The 21,477-nt window shown below is 48.4% G+C and carries 16 protein-coding genes; 8 read left to right on the top strand and 8 right to left on the bottom strand.

What is annotated here, in order from left to right; all coding sequences use genetic code 11:
* The first annotated feature begins 111 nt into the window (after positions 1-111).
* The 4 genes from ACKU40_RS14960 to ACKU40_RS14945 all read left to right on the top strand — a co-directional run bounded on the left by ACKU40_RS14960 (position 112) and on the right by ACKU40_RS14945 (position 3,140).
* A complete protein-coding gene (locus tag ACKU40_RS14960; RefSeq protein ID WP_320173597.1) occupies positions 112-798 on the top strand; it encodes a S24 family peptidase in 687 nt (228 codons plus the stop codon).
* Between the two features lie 170 nt (positions 799-968).
* Positions 969-1,817: a 3-methyl-2-oxobutanoate hydroxymethyltransferase gene (gene panB, locus ACKU40_RS14955; RefSeq protein ID WP_320173596.1), complete on the top strand. Its 849-nt coding sequence runs from the start codon at positions 969-971 to the stop codon at positions 1,815-1,817.
* Between the two features lie 87 nt (positions 1,818-1,904).
* The gene (locus ACKU40_RS14950) at positions 1,905-2,174 is read left to right on the top strand and encodes a hypothetical protein (protein WP_320173595.1); all 270 of its coding nucleotides are present in this window, start codon (positions 1,905-1,907) and stop codon (positions 2,172-2,174) included.
* Positions 2,175-2,180: 6 nt separating this feature from the next.
* Complete coding sequence (locus ACKU40_RS14945) at positions 2,181-3,140, top strand: hypothetical protein (protein ID WP_320173594.1); 960 nt, start codon at positions 2,181-2,183, stop codon at positions 3,138-3,140.
* A 72-nt stretch (positions 3,141-3,212) separates the two neighbouring features.
* On the opposite strand, the gene ACKU40_RS14940 is transcribed toward ACKU40_RS14945, so the two are convergent.
* The 3 genes from ACKU40_RS14940 to ACKU40_RS14930 form a co-directional block, all read right to left on the bottom strand.
* Positions 3,213-4,373 (bottom strand): hypothetical protein, encoded by a 1,161-nt coding sequence (locus ACKU40_RS14940; RefSeq protein ID WP_320173593.1) that lies wholly within the window; start codon positions 4,371-4,373, stop codon positions 3,213-3,215.
* 44 nt (positions 4,374-4,417) lie between these two features.
* A complete protein-coding gene (locus ACKU40_RS14935; protein ID WP_320173592.1) occupies positions 4,418-5,014 on the bottom strand; it encodes a 3'-5' exonuclease in 597 nt (198 codons plus the stop codon).
* A 267-nt stretch (positions 5,015-5,281) separates the two neighbouring features.
* On the bottom strand, positions 5,282-6,883 hold the full coding sequence (locus tag ACKU40_RS14930) for a peptide chain release factor 3 (RefSeq protein ID WP_407944291.1): 1,602 nt from the start codon (positions 6,881-6,883) through the stop codon (positions 5,282-5,284).
* A 221-nt stretch (positions 6,884-7,104) separates the two neighbouring features.
* On the opposite strand from ACKU40_RS14930, the gene ACKU40_RS14925 reads away from it, so the two are divergent.
* The gene (locus ACKU40_RS14925; RefSeq protein WP_320173591.1) at positions 7,105-8,079 is read left to right on the top strand and encodes a hypothetical protein; all 975 of its coding nucleotides are present in this window, start codon (positions 7,105-7,107) and stop codon (positions 8,077-8,079) included.
* Between the two features lie 6 nt (positions 8,080-8,085).
* On the opposite strand, the gene ACKU40_RS14920 is transcribed toward ACKU40_RS14925, so the two are convergent.
* From ACKU40_RS14920 to ACKU40_RS14905, 4 genes are all read right to left on the bottom strand, one after another.
* Complete coding sequence (locus ACKU40_RS14920) at positions 8,086-14,496, bottom strand: AAA family ATPase (protein ID WP_320173590.1); 6,411 nt, start codon at positions 14,494-14,496, stop codon at positions 8,086-8,088.
* 188 nt (positions 14,497-14,684) lie between these two features.
* A complete protein-coding gene (locus ACKU40_RS14915) occupies positions 14,685-15,701 on the bottom strand; it encodes a nickel ABC transporter permease (protein ID WP_320173589.1) in 1,017 nt (338 codons plus the stop codon).
* Between the two features lie 7 nt (positions 15,702-15,708).
* Positions 15,709-16,311 (bottom strand): DUF1007 family protein, encoded by a 603-nt coding sequence (locus ACKU40_RS14910; protein WP_320173588.1) that lies wholly within the window; start codon positions 16,309-16,311, stop codon positions 15,709-15,711.
* 101 nt (positions 16,312-16,412) lie between these two features.
* Positions 16,413-16,997: a TetR/AcrR family transcriptional regulator gene (locus tag ACKU40_RS14905; protein WP_320173587.1), complete on the bottom strand. Its 585-nt coding sequence runs from the start codon at positions 16,995-16,997 to the stop codon at positions 16,413-16,415.
* 277 nt (positions 16,998-17,274) lie between these two features.
* Between ACKU40_RS14905 and ACKU40_RS14900 the strand changes: the two genes are divergently transcribed.
* From ACKU40_RS14900 to ACKU40_RS14890, 3 genes are all read left to right on the top strand, one after another.
* Entirely contained in the window at positions 17,275-19,803 is a 2,529-nt protein-coding gene (locus ACKU40_RS14900) for an RHS repeat-associated core domain-containing protein (RefSeq protein ID WP_320173586.1), read from the top strand.
* Positions 19,775-20,242 carry a hypothetical protein gene (locus tag ACKU40_RS14895; RefSeq protein ID WP_320173585.1) on the top strand — a complete coding sequence of 156 codons (468 nt, stop codon included), beginning with the start codon at positions 19,775-19,777 and terminating at the stop codon, positions 20,240-20,242. Before ACKU40_RS14900 ends, ACKU40_RS14895 begins: the two co-directional genes overlap by 29 nt.
* 120 nt (positions 20,243-20,362) lie before the next feature.
* Positions 20,363-20,662, top strand: a complete 300-nt coding sequence (locus tag ACKU40_RS14890) for a hypothetical protein (RefSeq protein WP_320173584.1) — start codon at positions 20,363-20,365, stop codon at positions 20,660-20,662.
* Between the two features lie 24 nt (positions 20,663-20,686).
* Here the strand turns inward: ACKU40_RS14890 and ACKU40_RS14885 are convergent, their stop codons facing one another.
* On the bottom strand, positions 20,687-21,325 hold the full coding sequence (locus tag ACKU40_RS14885) for a TetR/AcrR family transcriptional regulator (RefSeq protein ID WP_320173583.1): 639 nt from the start codon (positions 21,323-21,325) through the stop codon (positions 20,687-20,689).
* Positions 21,326-21,477 lie beyond the last annotated feature (152 nt).

Here is a 21,477-nt window from a genome sequence, read left to right as displayed (position 1 = left end):
TATTGTTCGTAAGAGATAGATTGTGTGCTTGAAAACAATCCCCTTTAATAGGGCTATTTGATTTGAAGATGATTAATAGTATTTTTGACTTTGCTTTCACAGGAGGTAAGCGTGTCAAAGTGGTTTGATGAAAGCTTGGAAAGAATCAAGAAGGCTACCGGAACACGAACTCAGGTTCAGCTTGCCGAAATTTTGAATATTCGACAGTCCAGCATCTCCGATGCCAAAAGAAGAAGCTCTATTCCTGCTGAATGGTTCATCAAGCTGTACAGGACCCACGGACTGAACCCTGAATGGCTTTCTGACGGAATCGAACCTGTCTACCTTAAGCCAGGTAAGGGTAAAATTGCCGCAGACCAGATTCTGAGTGAAACAACAGCCCAGTATGGGCAGGTGCAGTCCAGAGGAAGGATTGTTCCCGTTTCATCCATGGCCGGTGAAGATGTAGGGGCTGAAGTCTGGAGACCGCAACAGGTTTCAGAATTAAGCATTCCTGAAACTTACTACCGCTCCTCTCTGGTTGTCCTCAAGGCAGAAGGTTCCTCCATGGAACCATCGGTGCGCAGGGATGCATTTGTTGGAGTTGACGATTCCCAGAAACGACTCATGGCCGGTGATATTTACGCTATCCATGTACCTCATCAGGGAGTGGTTATCCGCAGGGTTTTTTTTGATCCTGAAAATTCCCGCTTTATTCTTCGCCCTGATGATTCTCAGCATCCTGAACAGTACATCCCGGTTGAAAACCACGAAAAACATGTGGTCGGACGGGTCGTCTGGGTCATGCAGGAATTATAAGTTTTTGTTTTTTTAGATTGTTATGGAGGTTCGGCAGATGCCGGACCTCTTTTTTTATGCACAATGATACATTTTTCACTAGACTTGATTTAGTGTTATCCTGTCCGTATCAAGGTTCTGCACCAAAATCCTTCCTTAGTCAGTCGACTTTTTAATATGTGAGGAAAAGAATGAAAAAAATAACAGCTCCCGATATTACCGCCCTCAAGGGACAGCGTAAGATCTCCATGGTAACTGCCTATGATTATCCTTCCGGGCAGATTGTAGATGCAGCAGAAGTAGATATGATTCTTGTCGGTGATTCATTGGGTATGGTTGTGCTCGGATATGAAGACACCCTCTCTGTAACCATGGAAGATATGTTGCACCATGCTGCGGCTGTTTCCCGGGGATCAAAAAGAGCTCTTATTGTCGGTGACCTGCCGTTTATGGCTTATCAGCCGTCAGTGCAGATGGCGGTGGAGAATGCCGGAAAATTTTTGAGCCGGACTGGAGCACGTGCAGTTAAGCTGGAAGGGGGCTTTCCTTTTCTGGAGCATGTGCGTGCGATAATTGATTCCGGTATCCCGGTGCAGGGACATATCGGGCTGACCCCGCAACATGTTGCCCGTTTCGGCGGATTCAAGGCGCAGGGTAAGAACGCCCGTTCTGCAGCAGCCCTTGTTGATGAAGCTCTGGCACTTGAGGCCGCAGGCTGTTTTTCCATCGTTCTTGAGGCTGTTCCGCACGAGGTTGCTCAGGAGATAACCGCAAGGCTTTCCATTCCTACCATCGGTATCGGTGCCGGACCGGATACCGACGGACAGGTGCTGGTCTATCATGACATCCTTGGTTTGTTTGATCGTTTTGTGCCGATGTTTGTTAAGAAATTCGCTCAGCTGCGCGGGGAAAGCATTGACGCGGTTAAACGTTACATTGCGGAAGTTTCAGATGGATCTTTTCCCGCAGAAGGCAATTACAGCCTCATGGATCCTGAAGAACTTAAGAGGTTTAAAAGTCTGTTGCAGGATAAAGTCTAAGCTTCGGTTTGGGGTGTTTTTTTCACTGGCTCTTGAAGCTGTTCAAGTATACTTTGATTGTATAACTAACCAATTATGGAGGAAGCGATGGCTGTATCTATTTTCGACCTCGGTCTTTCCGTTGAAGCGAACTCTCTTTTTCTGCTGATCGAAGGCATGCTGGGCAACAAGATTGATCCTGATAAGAACTGTAAAGCTGTTCCCGGTAGTGTAACTATTGAAGGATGTCTTGCTAAATGGAATGGCGAGGAAAATGATTTTCTGGTTGCGATGAAGGAACTGGTTGATGCCGGAATCCTCACCGAAAATGATTCTGAACTCATGGTCAGTGCGCCTGAAAATTGGAAGAAAAAGTAGGTCTAATTGTCACTTGAGCTTCTCTGGAACGGGTTAGGCTGGCCCCTGATCAGGTTATTGTTATTTATCAGCCTCGGCCTTTTGGTCGGTAATATTGTTGAGGGACTGCGTTGGACCCGGACCATGGGGCGATTGGCGAATCCGCTCATCCGGGCCGGAAGACTTAAAGATATCAGCGGGGCCAGTTTTGCCCTGGCTTTTTTTTCCGGCGTAGCAGCGAACTCCATGCTCTCCGAGGCATATGAAAAAGGTGAGATCAATGATCGCGAATTGGTCATTTCAAACCTTTTCAACAGCCTGCCTACCTATTTTCTGCACATGCCGACGGTCTTTTTTATTGCGGCTCCGTTTATCGGCCATGTTGCATTTACTTATGTGGGTTTGACCCTTCTTGCGGCCTTTGTGCGTACCGGAGCCATTGTGCTCTGGGGACGATATTCGTTGCCGGAAGACGGCGGATGCGGAGATGTGTCCGAGCGGCTCAAGGGTCAGGAGGCAAAGTCTTTCCGCGAGGTTTTGGAAAAGGCTCTCAAGCGGCTTAAACGCAGATTGCCCAAGGTGGTTTACCTAACGATTCCCATCTACACGGCCTTCTTTTTCCTGCGCCATTACGGGGTGTTCACTGCTTTTCAAAATTATCTTGGTGAGCATCTTTCCTTTCTTTCGTGGCTTGATCCGCAGGTTTTCGGGATTATTGCCTTCAGCCTTGCTGCCGAGTTCACTGCCGGACTTGCCGCCGCAGGCTCCTTGCTCGGAAGCGGAGCTATTGATCCCCGGGGAATAGTGCTGGCCCTTATTGTCGGTAATCTGCTTTCAACCCCGGTGCGGGCCCTGCGTCACCAATTGCCGTACTATGCGGGAATCTTCCGCGGGAAAATGGCATTAAAGCTCATTGTCTATAATCAGGGGTTGCGTGCAGCAAGCCTTGTGCTGGTTGGTAGTATTTATTTTGTGCTGACTATGTAAAAGTAATTTTACAGATAAAAAAAGGTGAGTCTGCTTATGCAAACTCACCTTTCTTTTTTGGTTGAATAAAATTTACTGTTTGAAAGTACAACGGGAATTTGCGCAGGAGATGGTACCGAGAGTTTCTCCGGCGGTGTTTTTGAGTACGCATTTCTTATAGGCGTAACCGCTGGCGGCATAATAATCGGTGAGAAGCTTGAAAAGCTTGCGGTTGGCTGATGCCGACTTTCCGTCCAGAGCTTTACTGTTAATTGTTGCGTAGAGGGTTTCTCCCCGATTGCTGCTCTTGCTGAACAGTTTTTCTCCGGACATGATCCGCAGGTTCATGAACCTTTCCAACCCTTGTTGCTTGGATTCATATGCAGCCAGTTTTTTTGTGTACAGGGTAGAGTGGGGGGCCAGTTCCTTCAACGCTTTGTAGCCGTTGATGTTATGTTCAATTTTAAAGCCGGGCAGAGACTGAACATGGCGCATGAGCAGCTCTTCTTCATTTGTTTTCAGGATATCCTGATATTCGGAAGGGCAGCTTGCCTGCCTGATGCTAAGGTCTTCGCTGTAGACGATAACGCACATTTTTTTCTCCGGTTTCGGAGTTTGCTGTGCGATTGTGTCCATGAAAATTTCGGCTGTCTTGAGAGGGGTGTCACCGGCGACCACGAAAAGGTAAAAATCTCGTTTGATCTTGAGGTCGATGATGCTTTTGTCCTTAGGGAATTCCTTAAGGCAACGGGCAATATATTCAGACCGTGTTTTTACCAGCTCAACTCTTTTAGAGTAATGCTGTTTTCGGGTTTTATAGTAATTGTTCTGCGGAGCAAGTTCGGAAAGTTTTTCATAACCCTTCAGGTTTTCATCCACCTGAACAGGGCTGAGTTTGTATACGTAGTCGTAAAGCAGCTTGGTCAGCTCGCTTTTTGACATGGAAGCAGAGGAGGTGTTTTTTATCAGATCAAGGTTGCTGTCCATTATGGCAACTGAAACACCGGAAAAATCACATCCGCCGGCATTGTTTTTGCGAATCTTGTTGATCTTGGAAACAACGCTGACAGCCTCTTTTTTGTTGCCTTCCTTGAGGATGGCGAGAAAACCGCTCTCATTTTGGACTACGGCATCCACGCCGGAAATATTTTCGAGTTCGGCTTTGAAGATAGCAGCACAGTCTTGCTGCGCAAAAGCCGGAAGCGCAGTGATTATCAAAATGAAGAAGGTGAAAAAAATAGATCTGACTTTCATGGTGACATCCTTTCCGGTAGCAAATTTTATATTCGCGTGAAAAATTAAATAACCCCGAACTCTTGAAACTTCAAGTAAATCTCACGGCTTACCCAAGCGTCTGTTGCGGCATAGGTGATCTGTTGCGGGGTCAATTCCTTGCGGCCCCAGTTGGAGCATTGTACGCCTTTGGATATACGGAAACCGAGCAGGTTGGCAGCCAGATTGCGCAGGCCGTTGGTCTGCATTTCCAGTGATCTGGCAAGATCGCCGAGGTCCACGAATCCTTTGCCTTCAAAAGGGGAGACATCACGCAATTCTTTTACATCATTGATTACCGCGACTCCGGTTTTGATGATATCGGCGGAGGAGAGCAGTTCCTTAATATGGTCGGAAAGGGAAATATGATTCAGGTGCAGCAGGTAGACGCAGTCTTCTGTTGCCAATTGGATCAAGGATGGAGGGTAGGAGACTCCTTTACGGAAAACCGGACGGGTCTCGGTATCAAAGCCGAGCAGTTCACATTGGCTCAACTCTTCGATTGCCGCCGGAACATCTTCTTCGCAGTCAATCAGTTTTATGGCCCCTTCATACTGGCGCAGGGGCATTTCGTTGATTTCGTCTTTGGTAAATTTTCTTTTATATTGTTCAGGTACTTGCATATAAAAATTGCCCGGTAGTAATTACATTTCCTCATCTGGAAACAAAGAATTCCTACCGGCCCGTGATGCTTCAGGAATAATCGTTCCTGAAAAACCACGGGCGAGCAGGATAAAAAGTATCTCTTCTGAATATTAGCCAAACAAGGCTTCGTCAACCCCCAGACCTTTTATAAAGTACCATCTGCGGCGTTGATCAGAAATATATCTTTCAGGGGAATCGAAGGTGATCAGCACCTTTGATTCCCCTGAAAGAGACCTACGAACTTCTTACTGATGCTCGCGGGTCTTGCTAAAATTGATTTTAGGCCATTCCTCTTCAGCCTGCTGCAAACGCCACTGGCTGGGAGCGAGGAAGGTCAGGTTGTCGTCACCGTCAAGGGCTACGAAACGAGGATAGCGTTTTTTGACCCCGTCGATTTCTTTGGGTTCGCTGCTGCTGATCCAGCGGGCGGTATGGTATTCAACCGGTTCGTAGAGAGCGGCAACACCGTATTCGTCTTTAAGACGGGACATGATGACGTCAAACTGGAGCAGGCCCACTGCACCGAGAATCTTGTCGTTGTTGCCCAGCGGCTTGAAAAGCTGCACAGCACCTTCTTCGGCCAGCTGGTGCAGGCCTTTGTCGAGCTGCTTGCTCTTGAGCGGGTCCTTGAGGATAACGCGGCGGAAATGTTCAGGTGCGAAGTTGGGGATTCCGGTAAACTTCAACTCTTCCTTGCTCTCGGTGAAAGTGTCCCCGATCTTGATGGTTCCGTGGTTGTGAACACCGATGATGTCTCCGGGATACGCTTCTTCCACGCCGGTCCTGTCCTGTGCCATGAAGATGGTGGCGTTGGCGATCTGTACGTCTTTACCGATGCGGTGGTGACGGACCTTCATGCCGCGCGTGAATTTACCGGAACAGATGCGCATGAATGCGATGCGGTCACGGTGCGCGGGGTCCATGTTGGCCTGAATTTTAAAGGCAACAGCTGAGAAGTCGGATTCAAAGGGCGATACATCGCGGGTTGTGGTGGCACGCGGTTTGGGGTGCGGGGCAAGTTCCACAAAGGAATCCAGCATTTCCTGAACCCCGAAGTTGTTGATGGCGCTGCCGAAAAATACCGGGGTCTGTTTACCCGCGAGATAGCGTTCCTTGTCAAAGGGATAGCCTGCACCGTCGAGCAGTTCCAGTTCTTCGCGCAACTGTTCGGCCTGTTCTCCGAGCAGTTCATCAAGGCGTGGGTCGGACAGGTCTTTGATAACCACGCCCTTCTGGATTCCGCCGCCGTGAACAGCGGAGAAAAGATGTAGCTCTCCCTTGTGGATGTTGTAGGTTCCCTTGAAGTCGGAACCCATGCCGATGGGCCAGCTTAATGGTGCGCATTCTATTTTCAGGGTGTCTTCAATGTCCTGCAGGAGTTCGAAGGGGTCGATACCTTCGCGGTCCATCTTGTTGATGAAAGTGATGATGGGGGTGTCGCGCATGCGGCAGACTTCCATCAGCTTCTTGGTCTGAACCTCTACCCCCTTGGCGCAGTCAATGACCATAAGTGCGGAGTCGACTGCTGTGAGCACGCGGTAGGTATCTTCGGAAAAGTCCTGGTGACCGGGAGTATCCAGCAGGTTGACTTCATAGTCATGGTAATTGAACTTCATAACTGAGGTGGTTACGGAGATACCGCGTTCCTGTTCCATGGCCATCCAGTCGGAGGTTGCATGGCGTGCGGCTTTACGGGATTTGACTGTTCCGGCCATCTGGATCGCTCCACCGTAGAGAAGCAGCTTTTCGGTCAGGGTGGTTTTACCCGCATCAGGGTGGCTGATGATGCCGAAGGTCCGGCGGCGTTCAACTTCTTTCTTGATATTGGGATCTATATTCTGGGACATGATAGTTCCTGTGTATTGATTATATTTTGATCGTGGCGGGGAACTCTGTTAAAGGCGTTTTGCCATTAGTTATAGATACGTTCACCGCAAGTGCTGGATTGTCCGTATCAGGATTACCGCAAAGGTCAAGTCTTAGATTGCACCAATTCAGTGGTAATAGATTGTAAAAAACGTTAGAATTGACTTTCATCAGCAGCATAAAATCAAGGCAGGTACAGATAATGATCAAAAGATCCAGTTTGCGTTTGTTGCAGCGTCCAGCAATGGAAGAGACTGTTTTGCCGGAAGAAATTTATCGCCGGACTTCTCTGAATGAGGATATTGCCGAGGCTTCTAATCCTGCTGTTGAACTGGATGGCCCACTGCTGATGAATATCATGGTAAAATTTTTTCATGCCTATGTTTATCCCGGATCCCATGAGCAGGTGCTGGAACTTGGCGATGTGTCATTGCTTTTTGACCGATTCGTACATCGCAGACTGGGCAGCGATGTTCTGGAGAACTGCCTTGAATTACGTAAACAGCTTTTGTCCTATGGGTTTGCCCTGTGCATGCTGGCCGATCTTCCCAAAAGTGTGCACATCTTCAAAGCCATAGCAGAAGCCGAAACGCAACTGGATGGCGAGCCGTTTACTGGGCTGGATATAGGTTCCGGCACAGGCATTCTTATGCTGGCAATGGATGTGCAGGCCAAACGCAACGGTTTTGAAAACACTTCGCTGGTAGGCATAGAACGCAATCAGATTGTTGCGGAGCGGACCAATGAAGTGCTTGGAAATATGGGGCTGGGTAATGTCATTGTGGCCGATGCGAAAAAAAAGGACAGCTACGGTTTTTTGGAAGGTAGAAAGCTTCACTATATCTGCAATGAAACACTTCCCGGTGCCGGCCGCAGCTTGTGGAAGGAAGATTTTATTTTTATCAGCAAAACTCTTTTTGACGGCTTGGAAGAACACACTGCAGATGCAGGTTGTTTCCCCGAAGCTGTCTTGGTAGGCAGGTCTCCCGAAGAAATGCTGACCGTATTGGACAGCTCAACAGGCTTTCAGCTCAGGGATGAAAAGTATCCCCTCAGGCTTATGAAGCCTTACGGGATCAGTCTGTCCGGGGACATGACCGGACTTGAAGATGTGGGTCAGGCTTATGAAGATCTTGTCCCATCTAGTTGGAAGACTGTTTTGACCCGCCGCTGGTAGGCGTCCTTAATCTTCTGAACTTAGGTATTCTTCCAGAACACGGAGCAGCTTTTTCTTTTTAACCGGTTTGGCCATGTGCGCTGTGCAACCGCATTGCAGTGCCCGTTGTTCATCTTCCTGAAAGGCGTTGGCGGTCAAGGCCATAATCGGGGTCGGCGTGAGTTCGTTTTCCTTTTCATACTGCCTGATGGCTTTCGTTGCTTCGTATCCGTCCATGACCGGCATTTGGATGTCCATCAGAACGATGCCGAATTTGCCCTGCTTAAATTGCTCCAGACCTTCCTGACCATTTTCAGCATAAGTGATTTTATATGGTGTCTCCTTGAGAAAGAGGTCGATAACCATGCGGTTGTCCTCTGAGTCTTCGACCAGCAGGATAGAGAATTCTGTGCCTGTCCTTTCCTGCAGAGATTCCGGCCTCTCTATCATTTCGACTTGGTTGGCGTCTAGATCATGGCCGTATTCTTCATTGTCTTCAGGAGCTATGATGCAGTTCTGGGCGTATCGTAAGTCTTCAACTATCGCTTGTGGATGAACTGGGCGGTGGACATAACTGGCACAGAGCTGTTTGGCTCTCGCGGTTGCCCTTGGCTGGGGTTTTGCCTCCATGATCATCATCAGTTTCCAGCCTTGGCAGGGGCCATGCTTAAGCTTCTTCAACATTTCAAACCGGTCGTCCTGTCCTTCAGGATTGCCGACCAGCAGAATTCTGTTTTCGTATGTGGAATATGAGATTTCCGTTGCAAATGATGATGATTCTCCGAGGCTTTCCGCAGAAAATACTTTTGCCCCCAGGTCTCTCAGGCTGAGACTGAGGTAATCGCGGCATATGCTTTCCCGGTCCACAAGGAGGATCGCGCAGTTTTCAAGCGGAGGAGAATATTCCGGCTGCATAGGAAATTCAGCGCTGATGGTAAAGGCAAAAGCCGCCCCCTCACCTTCTGTACTGGAAACGAAAATGCCCCCCTGCATGCTGTCCACCATACGGCTGCAAATGGAAAGTCCCAGCCCGGTCCCACCATAGTTGCGTGTTGTAGATGAGTCCGCCTGCGAAAAGGTATCGAAAATCGAATTCATTTTTTCCACGGGAATACCAACCCCCGTATCCTTCACAATAAAACGCAGATATCCGCCTTGAGTTAAGCCTGCTTCAAAAGTGATGGTTCCTTTTTCCGTAAATTTAAGAGAGTTACCAACCAGATTTACAATTATCTGGCGCAGGCGGGTCGGGTCTCCGGTGATTATTCGCGGCACTTCCGGGTCGATGTACCAGCAGAAATCCACACCTTTTATCTGGGCCCGGAGGGCAAATATGGAACCTATTTCCTCAAATAGTTCTTCAAGGTTGAAATCGATCTCTTCAAGGTCGATCTGCCCTGCTTCAATCTTTGAGAGGTCGAGAATGTCGTTAATCAACAGGAGCAGGTTTTCTCCTGCATTCCTGAAAATTTTTACATAGTTGCGCTGTATTTTGCTCAGCCTTGATTCCCAGAGGAGGTCAGCCATTCCCAGAATTGCGTTCATGGGAGTCCTGATCTCATGCGACATGCTGGCGAGAAAGTCGCTCTTAGCTTTGTTGGCTGCATTTGCGGCGACTTTTTCCCTTTCGAATTCTTGTGCCTTCCTTTTTTCAGTGACGTCTTCAAGGACACCTTCAAGGCAGTTGTCTTTATTGCCGTTTCTTTCCATTGAGACGGTCATGTTCACCCAGATAGGGGTTCCGTCTTGTTTGCGCATATTAACTACACGGTCTCGGACAATGCCGCCTTCAAGAAGCTCATTGAGTATCTGTTGATGCATTTTGGAGTCTATATACAGTGTCCTGACTTGGGTTTTGCGGAATTCGTTCCAATCGCGGTAGCCGAACATTTCGGCAAGAGCCCTGTTGGCCTTGAGCAGGAGCCCGTCGACATTCGCATCTGCCCTGAAAACACCTACATTGATGCTTTCAAGAAGGGTACGGTGCTGGGTTTCCGAGTCGCGAAGGTCGGAATAAAGCCGGGCATTCTGGATGGAGATTGCCGCCTGTGAACAGAGCAGGTTCAGCACTTCCAGCCGATCATCGGTAAATACTCCCGGACTTAGGTTGTTTTCGAGATAAAGAACACCGCGCATAAGCTGCTGGTTGATGACCGGCATGGCCAGAATTGATTTCGGCTTTGTTCTGATAATGTAGCTGTCAATGGAGAACGGCCCCTGTGCTCCGGCATCGCGCAGGACAATATTGTCTTTGGAGCGCAACACATAGTTTACAATACTTTTGCAATATAATTCCTGATCCGGGTCAGGGTTGGACTTGGTAGTTATCCCGTGCTCTGAAACAAATGCATGGGCTGTAAGTTCCAGTCTGTTCTTGTTGTTTAGGAGCAGGGTTGCTTTCTGCGCACCGGCGTTTTCAATTACAATGCGCATTAATTTGTCCAGCAGACGGTTAAGGACTATTTCGCCTGAAATAGCTTGAGAAGCCTTGACTACAGCAGAAATATCCAAGGAATGCGATCCCTTGTCTCCTTTATCTTCCCCGTATGAAAAACCTGCCTCGGTGGTTTTGTGCAGTTGCGGATACTCGTTGAGCAACCGTTGAACTTTTGCTGATGCCCCCCATTCTTCGTAGTAGTGGCAGGCCTCGGCAAGTATCGCTATGGCGGACCGGTTTCCACCGATGCTTAGGTGGAACCTGCCGGTCAGCTCGCAGGCGAGTGCAGCAAAATTATTATATCCGGCATTGGCGCTGAAGCTTATGGCCTCTTCGTATAAGCCTAATGCCTTGCTTTTTTTGCCCTTGATTCTGGCTAACTCGGCACTTCCGATCAGGAATAGGTGACGGAAATTTTCCGGACAGTTTTTGTCCCATTTTCTCAGTCTTGATAAAGAATGATTGATGCGTTGCAGGTATGTCCTGCGTGTTTTTAAAGATTTGTCTTTGAAAATGGCAGCCATATTGATGATGGCCAGCAGGTGGAAGATAGCAACCGGATACATACCGAAAAGAGCTTCTTCCACATTTTCGTAAAGGTTGTTGACATATTCAATCGCTTTTGTGTGGTAACCGAAAAAGGAGAGAGTTATCAGTTTGGATGTTGCTGTCCAGTTTTCCACCACTTCGGAACCGCTGCTCTTGGCTATACTTAGGAGGCTTCCTTCACGAAAATTATCATCATCAAGATATCCGGGAGTATAGGTTTTTCCTTCCATGCTTTTACACATTTGCAGAGGAAGGTTTATCGCTCCTGAACTTAATGAATTCTTGTTCTTTTGAATGAAGTTCAGGTAGCGTTCTGCAAGACTGTATACTTCCGCAATGGAATGTCCTTGCATAAATTTAAGTTGAACTGCGAAATACCCGGCATAGCGGGCATAGGTGTTATCTCCGTTCATGAGCCCGCTGTGGAAGGACTTGTCCAGAGTATTCATGTTCTCCTGCAAAGGGACATGCCAGTGATCATGTGTGCCGCCGCGGAGGGTGTTGATTTTTGTTTCCAGCTCTGTGTTGCGGAATTTTTTGTTCAATTCTACGGCAAGCCGGGTGAATTCTTTTGATTTTTTGAATGAAAAATTCTTTGAAGCCAGAAACATGGCGTAAAACATGTATCCGAATGAAGAATATGGTCCGTTGCCGTGTTTAACGGAGAATCGGATCATACGCAGGACAATGAAAAAAACGAGCTTTTTGTTGAACATGTAAGCCGGGGCAATTGTATACATCAGCAGCCGCATTACTTCGAGATTTTCAGGGGAATCCATCTCCGGAAGGTTATATAATTGCAGGGTCTTCTTGTTGCCCAGTACAGCCTTTGTTTTCAGCAGCTCTGCTGCGAGGGCAAGTTTGCCCGGAAGTTGCGGAATATTGACATCATAATGACGCAATGTATCCAGTCCGATCTTCACTGAATCATGATATCTTCCCTGATCTGAAAAAAGCTGCATTCTGGACAGTTGTGCTCTTGTGGTATCCTTGCGGTTTTGTGAGTGCCCGATCATGGTTTTGAAAACACTTTCCGCTTGTTTCCCAGAGTCATTGAGGAATTCGCATTCATACCAGTCAAGGTGCAGGTCAAAGCATGCCCTGTAGCTTGTTTCCCAGCCGTCGCTTCCCATAAGGAGAGCTGCCGTTGAAAGGTAGCGGGCGGCAGTTTCAAATGCGGAACTCCGCTTGGCTTTACGTCCGGCTTTTGTGAAGACAACTGAGATTTCTTTTCTTTCCTGAGGATCTGTTATCGCACTGATGCAAAGGCTGTATTGGGCGGCAATTTCAAAATTGGATTCATCTATTTCTTCTGCGGAGTAGATGTCGAGCATTGCCCTGCCTATATTGAGGTGCAGGCTTGTCTTTTCTGCCGCATCCAGCATGGAATAAGCTGCCTGTTGGACCCGGTCATGCATGAAAGAAAGATAGTAGGGTCCGGATTGTGAATTGAAATCAGCCAAGGAAGTAAAACCGTCATCGGAGATGATCAGCCCTTCGTGCAAGGCCATGTTTAAGTAGTCCAGAGTGATTTGCTCCGGTAAATCCACGAGTTCCGTGAGAATACGCAGGTCGAATTTGCAACCGATCCCGGAGGCGGCCTTAAGAATGTCCTGCCCCTCTGGGGGCTGGGTCATTATTTTTTCCGCCATTAGTTCCACAAGGTTTCCATCCATGGAAATATTCCGGATGGCCTTGAGGTCCCATTCCCATCGGGTTCTATCGGTATCAAAAGTTATAAGGTCAGCGCGGTATATGTTGAGCAGGTACTCGCGGACGAAAAGGGGATTCCCGCCGGTTCTGCTGTATACCATGCGGGCGAGGTCTTCTGTTCGTTTGCGGTCAGTCCTTAAGGTCCTGCTGATGAAGCCGTGAACATGGTTCAGCTTCAATCTGTTCAGTTTCAAGCTGAGTACGTTTGGGTTGAGTTCTTCGATTTCTTCAATGCGGGATTTGATCCCGTCATTCATGGGCAGGTTCGTCCGGTATGCGCATATGAGCATGAGATGTGAAGTCTCTTGATCTTCAAGCAGACGTTTTAAAAGCTGCAGAGTGGATATGTCCGCCCATTGCAGATCGTCAAGAAAGAGGACCAGAGGCTTGTCTATGCTCGGAAATACTTTGATAAAATTTTTGAATGCAAGGTTGAATCTGTCCCTCGATTCAGTGGGGCTCAGCTCAGCTGGAGCAGGCTGCTTCCCGATCAGGAGCTCTAGTTCGGGAAGGACTTCGCTGATCAGGCTGGCGTTTTGCTCAAGGACGCTTGTTATCCTGTGCTTCCAAGCGTTGATTATCGGGGTAGGACTGGAAAGTCTTTTGCGCAGCAGTTCCTTAAAAGCCTGAATCAGGGCGCTGTATGGCCTGTTGCGCCGGAACTGGTCAAATTTACCGGAGACGAATTCACCGTTTTCTTTATAAACCTGCTTGCTGAAAGAATTAATCAGCGAGCTTTTGCCGGTTCCGGCCTCACCTCTGATAAAAATTGTTTCGCAGCTGCCGAGCATTACCTTGCTGAAGGCGGCTTTTAATTCAGTAAGTTCTTCTTTTCTGCCGAACAGCTTGTTCGAGAGAGTGAATGTCTCAGACAGATCCTGATTGCCAGGAGTGAATTGTTCAAATCTTTTCCCGCTTCCGATGAGATTCATGCATGCTTTCAGGTCCTGCTTAATGCCATGTGCAGACTGATAGCGGTCGCCGGGGTTTTTAGAGAGCAGTTTCATGATTACTGCCGACAGCGGGGAGGGAATTTCCGGGTTTATACTTTGTGGAGCAGGCGGCTCCTTAGCCAGATGGCAATGAATCAGTTCGAGATCATCTTTACTCTCGAAAGGCTTCTGGCCGGTGAAAAGTTCAAACAGGGTAATGCCAAGTGAATAGAAGTCTGACCTTTTGTCCAGTTCTGTGCTGACCCTGCCGCTTTGTTCCGGAGAAATGTAGGCAATGTTATCCGGGGATATGATTTCTGCTGCTGTTTGCGGAAATGAATCCGAAATACGGGTGCTGTTCTGCAGGTTGGTCAGCAATGCTTCACGGTAGTCCGGTGCTATGGCAATGCTGTCCGGCCTGATGTTGCGGTGCAGGAAACCTTTAGTATGTACGAGGCTTATAGAGCTGGCGATGCGTAGCGCAATCTGCAGTTTCTGGGCAAGGTCCGCAGTGGGGTGAGTGATCAGGGAGCTGAGTAAATTGTATCCCTTGTCTTCCAGAATAAGGGCCAGTGAATTGTCGGTCCGGTGCAGGGTAACTGCCGGGACGATGCCTGTGTTGCCGATTTCCTGAGCTGTGGCGTATTCGTTTTTCAGTCCAGTCAGAAGCCGGGGGGAGGGCAGGTCGGAATTAGGGTACTTGATAAGAACCGGAAGGTCGTCATATCCCCTGACAGCCCTGCAGAGAATCATGTCATTTCCTTCATACAAGGAGGTAACATTTTCATATCCGGCAAGATTGATCATCGTCAAAATTCTCCCATGACGTCAGTTGGATATCCCGGCAAGCACTGAGAATATAAGTATATTAGATTATAGCTGTTTTCCTTTTGATTTCCTGTCGGCAGCACCGTGATAAGGGGCTGGTTATATTGATAACATTATTGCCGGAATATGTCATGGTTGGATTTTAAAAAGTGTGCAGGTCCGTTTTTTTAGCAAATGTGGGCGCTGAGCATGAGCAGGCCGAAGCATGCAATGACTAGCGCGCCGAGCAGGGAGAGAATTGAATAGGCAATGCGCATCTTGCGCGCGAGAGGATTGCTGTCCATTGCGTTACGGGCTTTTGCTGCAACAAGGGCAAAGACAGAGGTGGTGACGGCCATACCTGTGGCCAGAAAGACCATGGCTGCAAGACCTGTTGCCAGTATGCCGGTGGATAGGGTGTAGACCAGAATAATGGCCGCTCCTGGACAAGGCACAATGCCGGTCACAAATGCAACGGTTGCAATTTCCTTAAGTGATCCTCGGCTTTTTATTTCGCATTCTTCGCGATCGTTCTTCTTGAAGGAACGCAAGGCTTCAATGATCAGCCAGAAACCTATCAGGGCAACCAGCCCGTAGCTGGCAGTCTGCAATTGGCGGTTGAAGTTTTCAAAACCGGACATGCCCTTATCAAGAAAAAGGTAGGCTAGGCAGACGGCTGCTGTTGCTGACCCCACATGCACGAGGGTTATTATCCAGGACATGAAAGATGCTGCGAACATGGATCCGCCACGTGAAATGAAATAGGCGCAGACTACGGATTTACCATGTCCCGGCCCTACCGCATGGACTATTCCATACAGGAAGGCAAAGACGAGAAACATCCAGAGCGATTTGCCGAAGGGGTCTTTTTTGATATCCCGGGCAAAACCGGTCAATTGGGCTCTGATTTCTTTTTGGAGCATGGTTATTTTGAACATTACCTTGCTGTAAATCCCCCCGCTCCAGTCCTTCTGGACAGTCTGTGTTGCGGGAGCAGGGGCTGCTTTGCCGAACGGCGACGGGGAGGGAGTTGCCGTACCGAATGGGGATGATGCCGGCTGACGTGTATTTTCTAGCTGTCTGGCATCCTGCTTTTTGGGGGCAAGAAAAGGATTGGTTGCTTGAGCTTTTGATTCTGTTGCTGAGAATGCGAAGGCGAGAGTAAAAGTCAATATCAGGGCAAGCAGGGTGTTTACGTTCTTCATAATTTCACTATTTGGGCTGCATGGTCAGTACGGCTGCTTCCGGCACAATCTGGTCGTAGAAATATGCCATTTCGGAAACCGGTTTCAGATCGAGGCCGGTATCGAACTTTCCGTCTGAGCCGAGTACCTTGTTCTTGGGGTCCATCTGGACCGCGGTGTAAAAGCTTTCGTCATAGATGGCGACCATAACAACATGCTTGGTGCCGTCAGTTATATTGAGGGGTATAAAGAATTCGTAGACAAGGGTGCCTTCTTCAATGGATGGCTTGAATTGAACAGCTTCCACGGGCTTACGTTCATTGCCGTCCACAAGGATGCGGGTAAAGTAATTGAAGTTCTTGAGGTTGACGAAAGCGCCTTGCTCAATTGCGGTTGCTTCGTCCGGGGAAAGCTTATTATCGTGGTTCGTGTCAAAGTCGCCGAGGATCATGGCTGCGAACATTTCATCGAACCACCATTTCTGGCGTACACCGCTGAGCCCGCTGTTATTGAATTCAAAGGTCAGGGAACAATCCACAAATACATGCGGGTGGGCGGATGCTTTTGCGGGGCTTAGCAGATAGAGAGCCATTGCACCCAGCAGGAGAAATATAACTGAAGCTTGTTTCATGCACGCAAGATGGAGGAACAAGGTAGATGTGTCAAGCCGAGAACAGAAAAGCCGCGCACCAATAAGGTTGCGCGGCTTTTCTGTGTGCAGAAATACAGGAATTAATCCCGGGCCCTGATGCTGCGGACTACAAAGTCTGTGGTTTCCTCGTAGAGGTTGGGCAGGTCGTAGGGAGAAAGAAATCTGGTCCTGACTGTACCGACAATGTTGGAATAAACAATGGTGGTGGTGTCATCCACTGAAAGGCTGCGGATGGAGCCGTCTTCAATGCCGCGTTCAACTGATTCGCGGATGACATTCAAAAGCTGTTGGAATTTTACGGCAATGCGGGTCCTGTCCAGTTCAATCTGAACATCGGAAAACGGGGAGCAGCGCAGCAGCACCGGAAATGTGTTGCGGTGTTGCAGGGTGTAACCCAGATAACTGCGCATGAAGGTCTGGATTCCTTCCAGTCCAGTTGCAGCCTTGCGGGTTTCTGTGCTCAGGAATTCTGTAAGGTCTTCAACAATCGCTACCCCGGCGGTGATGAAGAGTTCCTCTTTTGATCCGAAATAGTGGGACACAAGTCCGAATGCCACGCCTGCCCGTTCGGAGATCATTTTGACTGTGGTTCCGGCATAGCCGTAGCGTCCGAAAATCTCCTGCGCCGCATATAGAATTGCGTCTTTTTTATTTTTACCTTTCATGGCCCCTCGCTGGCACGTTAAAGGTTCACGATCAGGCTTTATCTTGGAATGGACCGGAAAAAGTCTGCCGTCATGTGTTTGCTCGCCTGCGGTTTTATAGGCCGTATTGATTGTCCGGTCAAATGGGGGAGAACTTTCTTAACAGCCCAACAGTGCGGACGTGATCTGGGTGATTCAGGTCCGTTCTGTCTTGTATCCGTTGTTTTTGAAACTGAGTCTATGCCTGTGAATCATGGGATTCAGGGTACTCTTGGGTAACTTAAATAATGGAGAATTTATGAGTTTTAGAAATGATTTCAGGTTGCGGCCCAAACGCCGGGATGAGTTGGATTTTGCCTTACGCATGTATGGTGAAAATGAAGAACCGCAGATTCAGATCGAAAATATGTGGGAGGTCTACTCTCCTTCTACAGGTATGGCTTTACCTGAGCCTAAGCCTGATTTTTCGGAATTTTCGCGTGGTGACCGTATGTATCCGTCCATGATGAAGCCTGATATTAAGGTGCGCTGGGAGCAGAAGAATAATGAATGGGAGGTTGAAAAGGAACGTCATGCATGGCGCAAACGTCTGGCCCATATACGCTTCATGCGTGAGAATACTGACCTGCCGCTGGCGCAGTCTTTAGCGGGGACCGATTACGGCAAAGCTCTCCTTGAAGAGTTCAGCTCCAAACAACCGCAACAACCGCAATCAGGCACAGGTGAAGACCTGCATGATGAATTTGAGCGTGACGGCGTGAATTTCGACCCCGAAGCCCCTATCCGTGTAACTCCTTTCGTAGTCCCCGGAATGGAAGAATCGTTCTCCGTGCTGGCAATTGCAAGGGATGATGACGGGCGTATCGTGGAAAAACTGTGTTCCCTCGAACCAAAGGACCACCATGTTCATTATGATTATGATGCCGGTGGCAGGTTATGTGCGGTTTGGAAGGACGAGCGACTTATTGAGGAGTATAAATACGGTAAGCAGGGCGAACGCTACTTCGCTGCCACACCTCAGACAGGGCAGTGCCGTTTTACATATGGTCCGGGCCTGCGTCTGGAACGGGCCGGGGAAGTTAAATATTCCTACGATGGTGAGGGCCGTCTGGTAATGAAGCAGGACGGCTTGGATGTCACAACCTACGAATACCACCATTCCGGCCAGCTGCAACAGGTGAATCTGCCGGATGGCCGCCGCGTTTCATATGTCATCGATCCGCATGGCAGACGCATGGCCAAGTCGGTAAATGGCAAGGTTGCAGAAACTTATAGCTGGCATGATTTCACCACACTTGCAGTAGTTGCTTTTGAGGACGGTTCAAGGATGGAATTTGCTTACGACGAAGAAGGTGATCCCGTTGTAATGCGCTATAAAGACGAACTATATTTTTTTGCATCTGATCAGGCCGGCACCATCTATATGGTTGCGAATAAAGAAGGTCATGAGGTAAGGCGGATTATTCGCGATTCGTTTGGAAATTTGATTGTAGATACCAATGAGAGCATGAGCATCCCTGTCGGTTTTGCTGGCGGTCTCTATGACCGGGATACCGGACTGGTCCATTTCGGGCATCGTGAATACGACCCGTCCTGCGGTAGGTTCATCACTCCCGATCCCATCGGGATTGAAGGCGGCGATGTGGATGTTTACGGGTACTGCCATGATGATCCGGTTAACTTTGTGGATCGGGTGGGGCTGGCGAAGAGAGGGATTGATTATTGGATTGAGTCAGGCCGCAATCTTTATTATGACCAAGCAAAGGATAAGTCTCAATCTCGCACTATGGAATATAGAAAGGGACGTGATGATAGTAAGTCCCAGACAATGGAAGGTAAGCCGGAACATCCAGATTTGTCTTGGGAAGAACAAATGGAGGCCTATGGAGGTCATGTTGAAGAACAAAATGGTGATGGTGAAGATTCTTCAGATGACGAAAAAGGAAGCGCTGAAAGCGCCGAGGGAAGTGACGATTCAGGAAGTTCAGAAGGGAAAGGTTCAGGAGAGAGTTCTGACAGCGGTGAAGCTGGTGGAAGTTCAAGCTCCCAAAGTCCATTAACTAAGCCCGCTGATCGCAATGCGTCCGGGGGAAATTCTTCAGCAGGTTCAGAAAGTAAATCTAGAGAAAGAAAAGGAACGGAAGGACAGTCTGGTGATTTAGCACAAAGATTCGGCAAGGATGCTCCTGACACCGTTCCAAAAGCGGAACCTAGTGGTGCAAACTCCAGCAAGCCTTCTAATCCCAGTGATATAAGCAAACCTGTCCAGCCCCAGCATCCGGGGAAAAAAGACGGTTCAAAGAATGAAAGGGGAACTTTTGGAAAAATTGCGGATGGGTTGAAAGGTTCAGCGAAGAAAATTTCCAAAGGTATGGACGGACTTGGTGAAAAGAGTGCCGAGGGAACCAAGAAAGCCGTTACTAAAGGTGGAAAAGCATTTAAAGATGGCTTGAAAGCAGCAGGTAAGGCTTCTAAGGAAGTTGCGGAACAGTACAAAAACAACAAAGCTTTTCGCAATGCTTTTAACACTGCTATCGCGGCAGGCATGGCCCCTAAAGCTGCTGCGGCATATGCCGCCGGGGGCGGGGCGGCCATGGCAAATGCTTACCGGACTCTGATGCAGAGGGGAGCTGCTAAGGCGTCGACTTATCCGCTGGCTGAAAGAGTCATAAAAGAAGGATATGATTTTGCCACCGCTCATGATCCAACAAGTATTCCTAATTATACTATAGGGGGAGCGGCGGGATCGCTGTGGTCTAGCAAAAATCAAATTAAAAGCAATGCAAAGGATATATACAATGGAGCGAAAGATTACCTCAGAAAATAAAACTAAATTTGATCGTTTTGTTGATATTGTGTTGTCGGCTATTTTTGAAAATAAATATATTAAGCCGGAGAGACTGATATTCCTAGTGGTAGGTCTTTCTATAATTCTGTATGCAAGGCCTTGGAATCCACAGGCAACGGTCTTTTATCGTGGGATTCGTTCAAGTGCGCCTGACCGATGGTTTGAAGTCGGAGTTGGACTTTGTATAATATTGGGAGGGCTATTGTATGAGTTCCCCGAAAAATACCACGAACAAGGCACAATTTGCCCCAAATGCCAGACTCCATTCGGCGTTGAGTACGGTAGAGCACCTAAAAGGGGTAAATGCCCTGATTGCAATGTCGAACTTGAGCCGATTGACGGTTTTTATGACCGCCATCCAGAATTGAAAAATAAGGAAAATGAATTTCCCGAAGATTTGATGGACGACTTGAAGTAAGTCCGGCAGCTCCGGTACGTTTGTGCCGGGGCTGTTTTTTGAATGCAAGGTTCTTCACTTGTCTGCAAAATCCCTAACTGCTAGCCTCCCCTATAAGACCACTAAAAAGGAGCCACCCTCATGGACCAATCCACTCTCAACACAATCCTCATCGCAATCATCATCCTCGGCGCAACTGTGCTTCCTTTCATCTTGGGTACAAGACTGCGCCGTACTAGGCCGAACGTTCTTTGGATCGGGCTGCTCCTCTGTTTTATTTTCGGTCCGGCAGGACAGGTTTATGTGGCTGGTTGGATTCCGTGGTTCTTGATTGTGCTTGGAGTCTGTGTTGGCACGCAGCAGTTTCTGTCTCCGGAGATAGCCATGATTACGATGGTGGTTTCTTCGCCGCTGGTTATGTATTTCAGGATGCGCCGTTAAAAGTAATGCGGTTTTTCTGAATAATCAGTCCATGGATTCAGGCCTCAGACAAAGCAATCCTTTGAGCATGCCCTGCATGGCTGCTTCCATGCGGTCCCAGCCGACTTCATCCTGCAGGCTGACCCCGCCGAAGTGCTTGGTGTTCAGGGAGCGGATGGACAGGTAAGAAATGGCCCCGCCCAATATTGCCACTGCGGCGGCAAGGTCAACATCATCGGGTACATCCGGGGTCATGTGTTCGAAAAATTCCAGTGCGGTTCTCACCCGTACATCTTCCAGTAATTCGGAGAGTTGAGTCCGTTCCAGCATTTCCCAAGCCAGCAGACGCAGGGTGTCCGGTCTTGTTTCAAGTGTTCGGCGCAGAGCGGTGAAAAATGCTGCTACCTGCTTTTCCGGTTCGATTTCCGGGAATTCAGATGGGGCATTGGCCAGCAGTTCTTCAGTGGTCGGCCAGTAAATCCCGGATACCGCCAATTCACTCAACAGATTTTCCAGACCGTTGAAGTAGCTGTAGAGGGCCTTGCGGGTTACACCTGCCTTGAGCGCAATTTCATCCACATCAAGATTATTGAATCCGGTTTTCGCGGCACATTTGTAGGCTGCATGCAGGATTTTTCTGCGTGTGGCTGTCAGCGTGTTGATGGGTACTACTTTTAAAGTCATAACGGCGGCCTTTTGAGTGAAAGGTGTTGTTTGTATTTGTAATTATACTATATTTTAGAAAGTAACTCCGACTTGATTTTAGTCAAGGAGTCCGGGAATGTAGAGTGTCGCTTTTGTTTTTCTCCTTTTTAGCACATAATGCATAAACTCAA

Origin of the sequence: Maridesulfovibrio sp. (assembly GCF_963666665.1) — a bacterium.
Lineage (GTDB): Bacteria > Desulfobacterota > Desulfovibrionia > Desulfovibrionales > Desulfovibrionaceae > Maridesulfovibrio.
The sequence above is the reverse complement of the archived record's forward strand: the minus strand, read 5'-3'. Positions and strand labels throughout refer to the sequence as shown.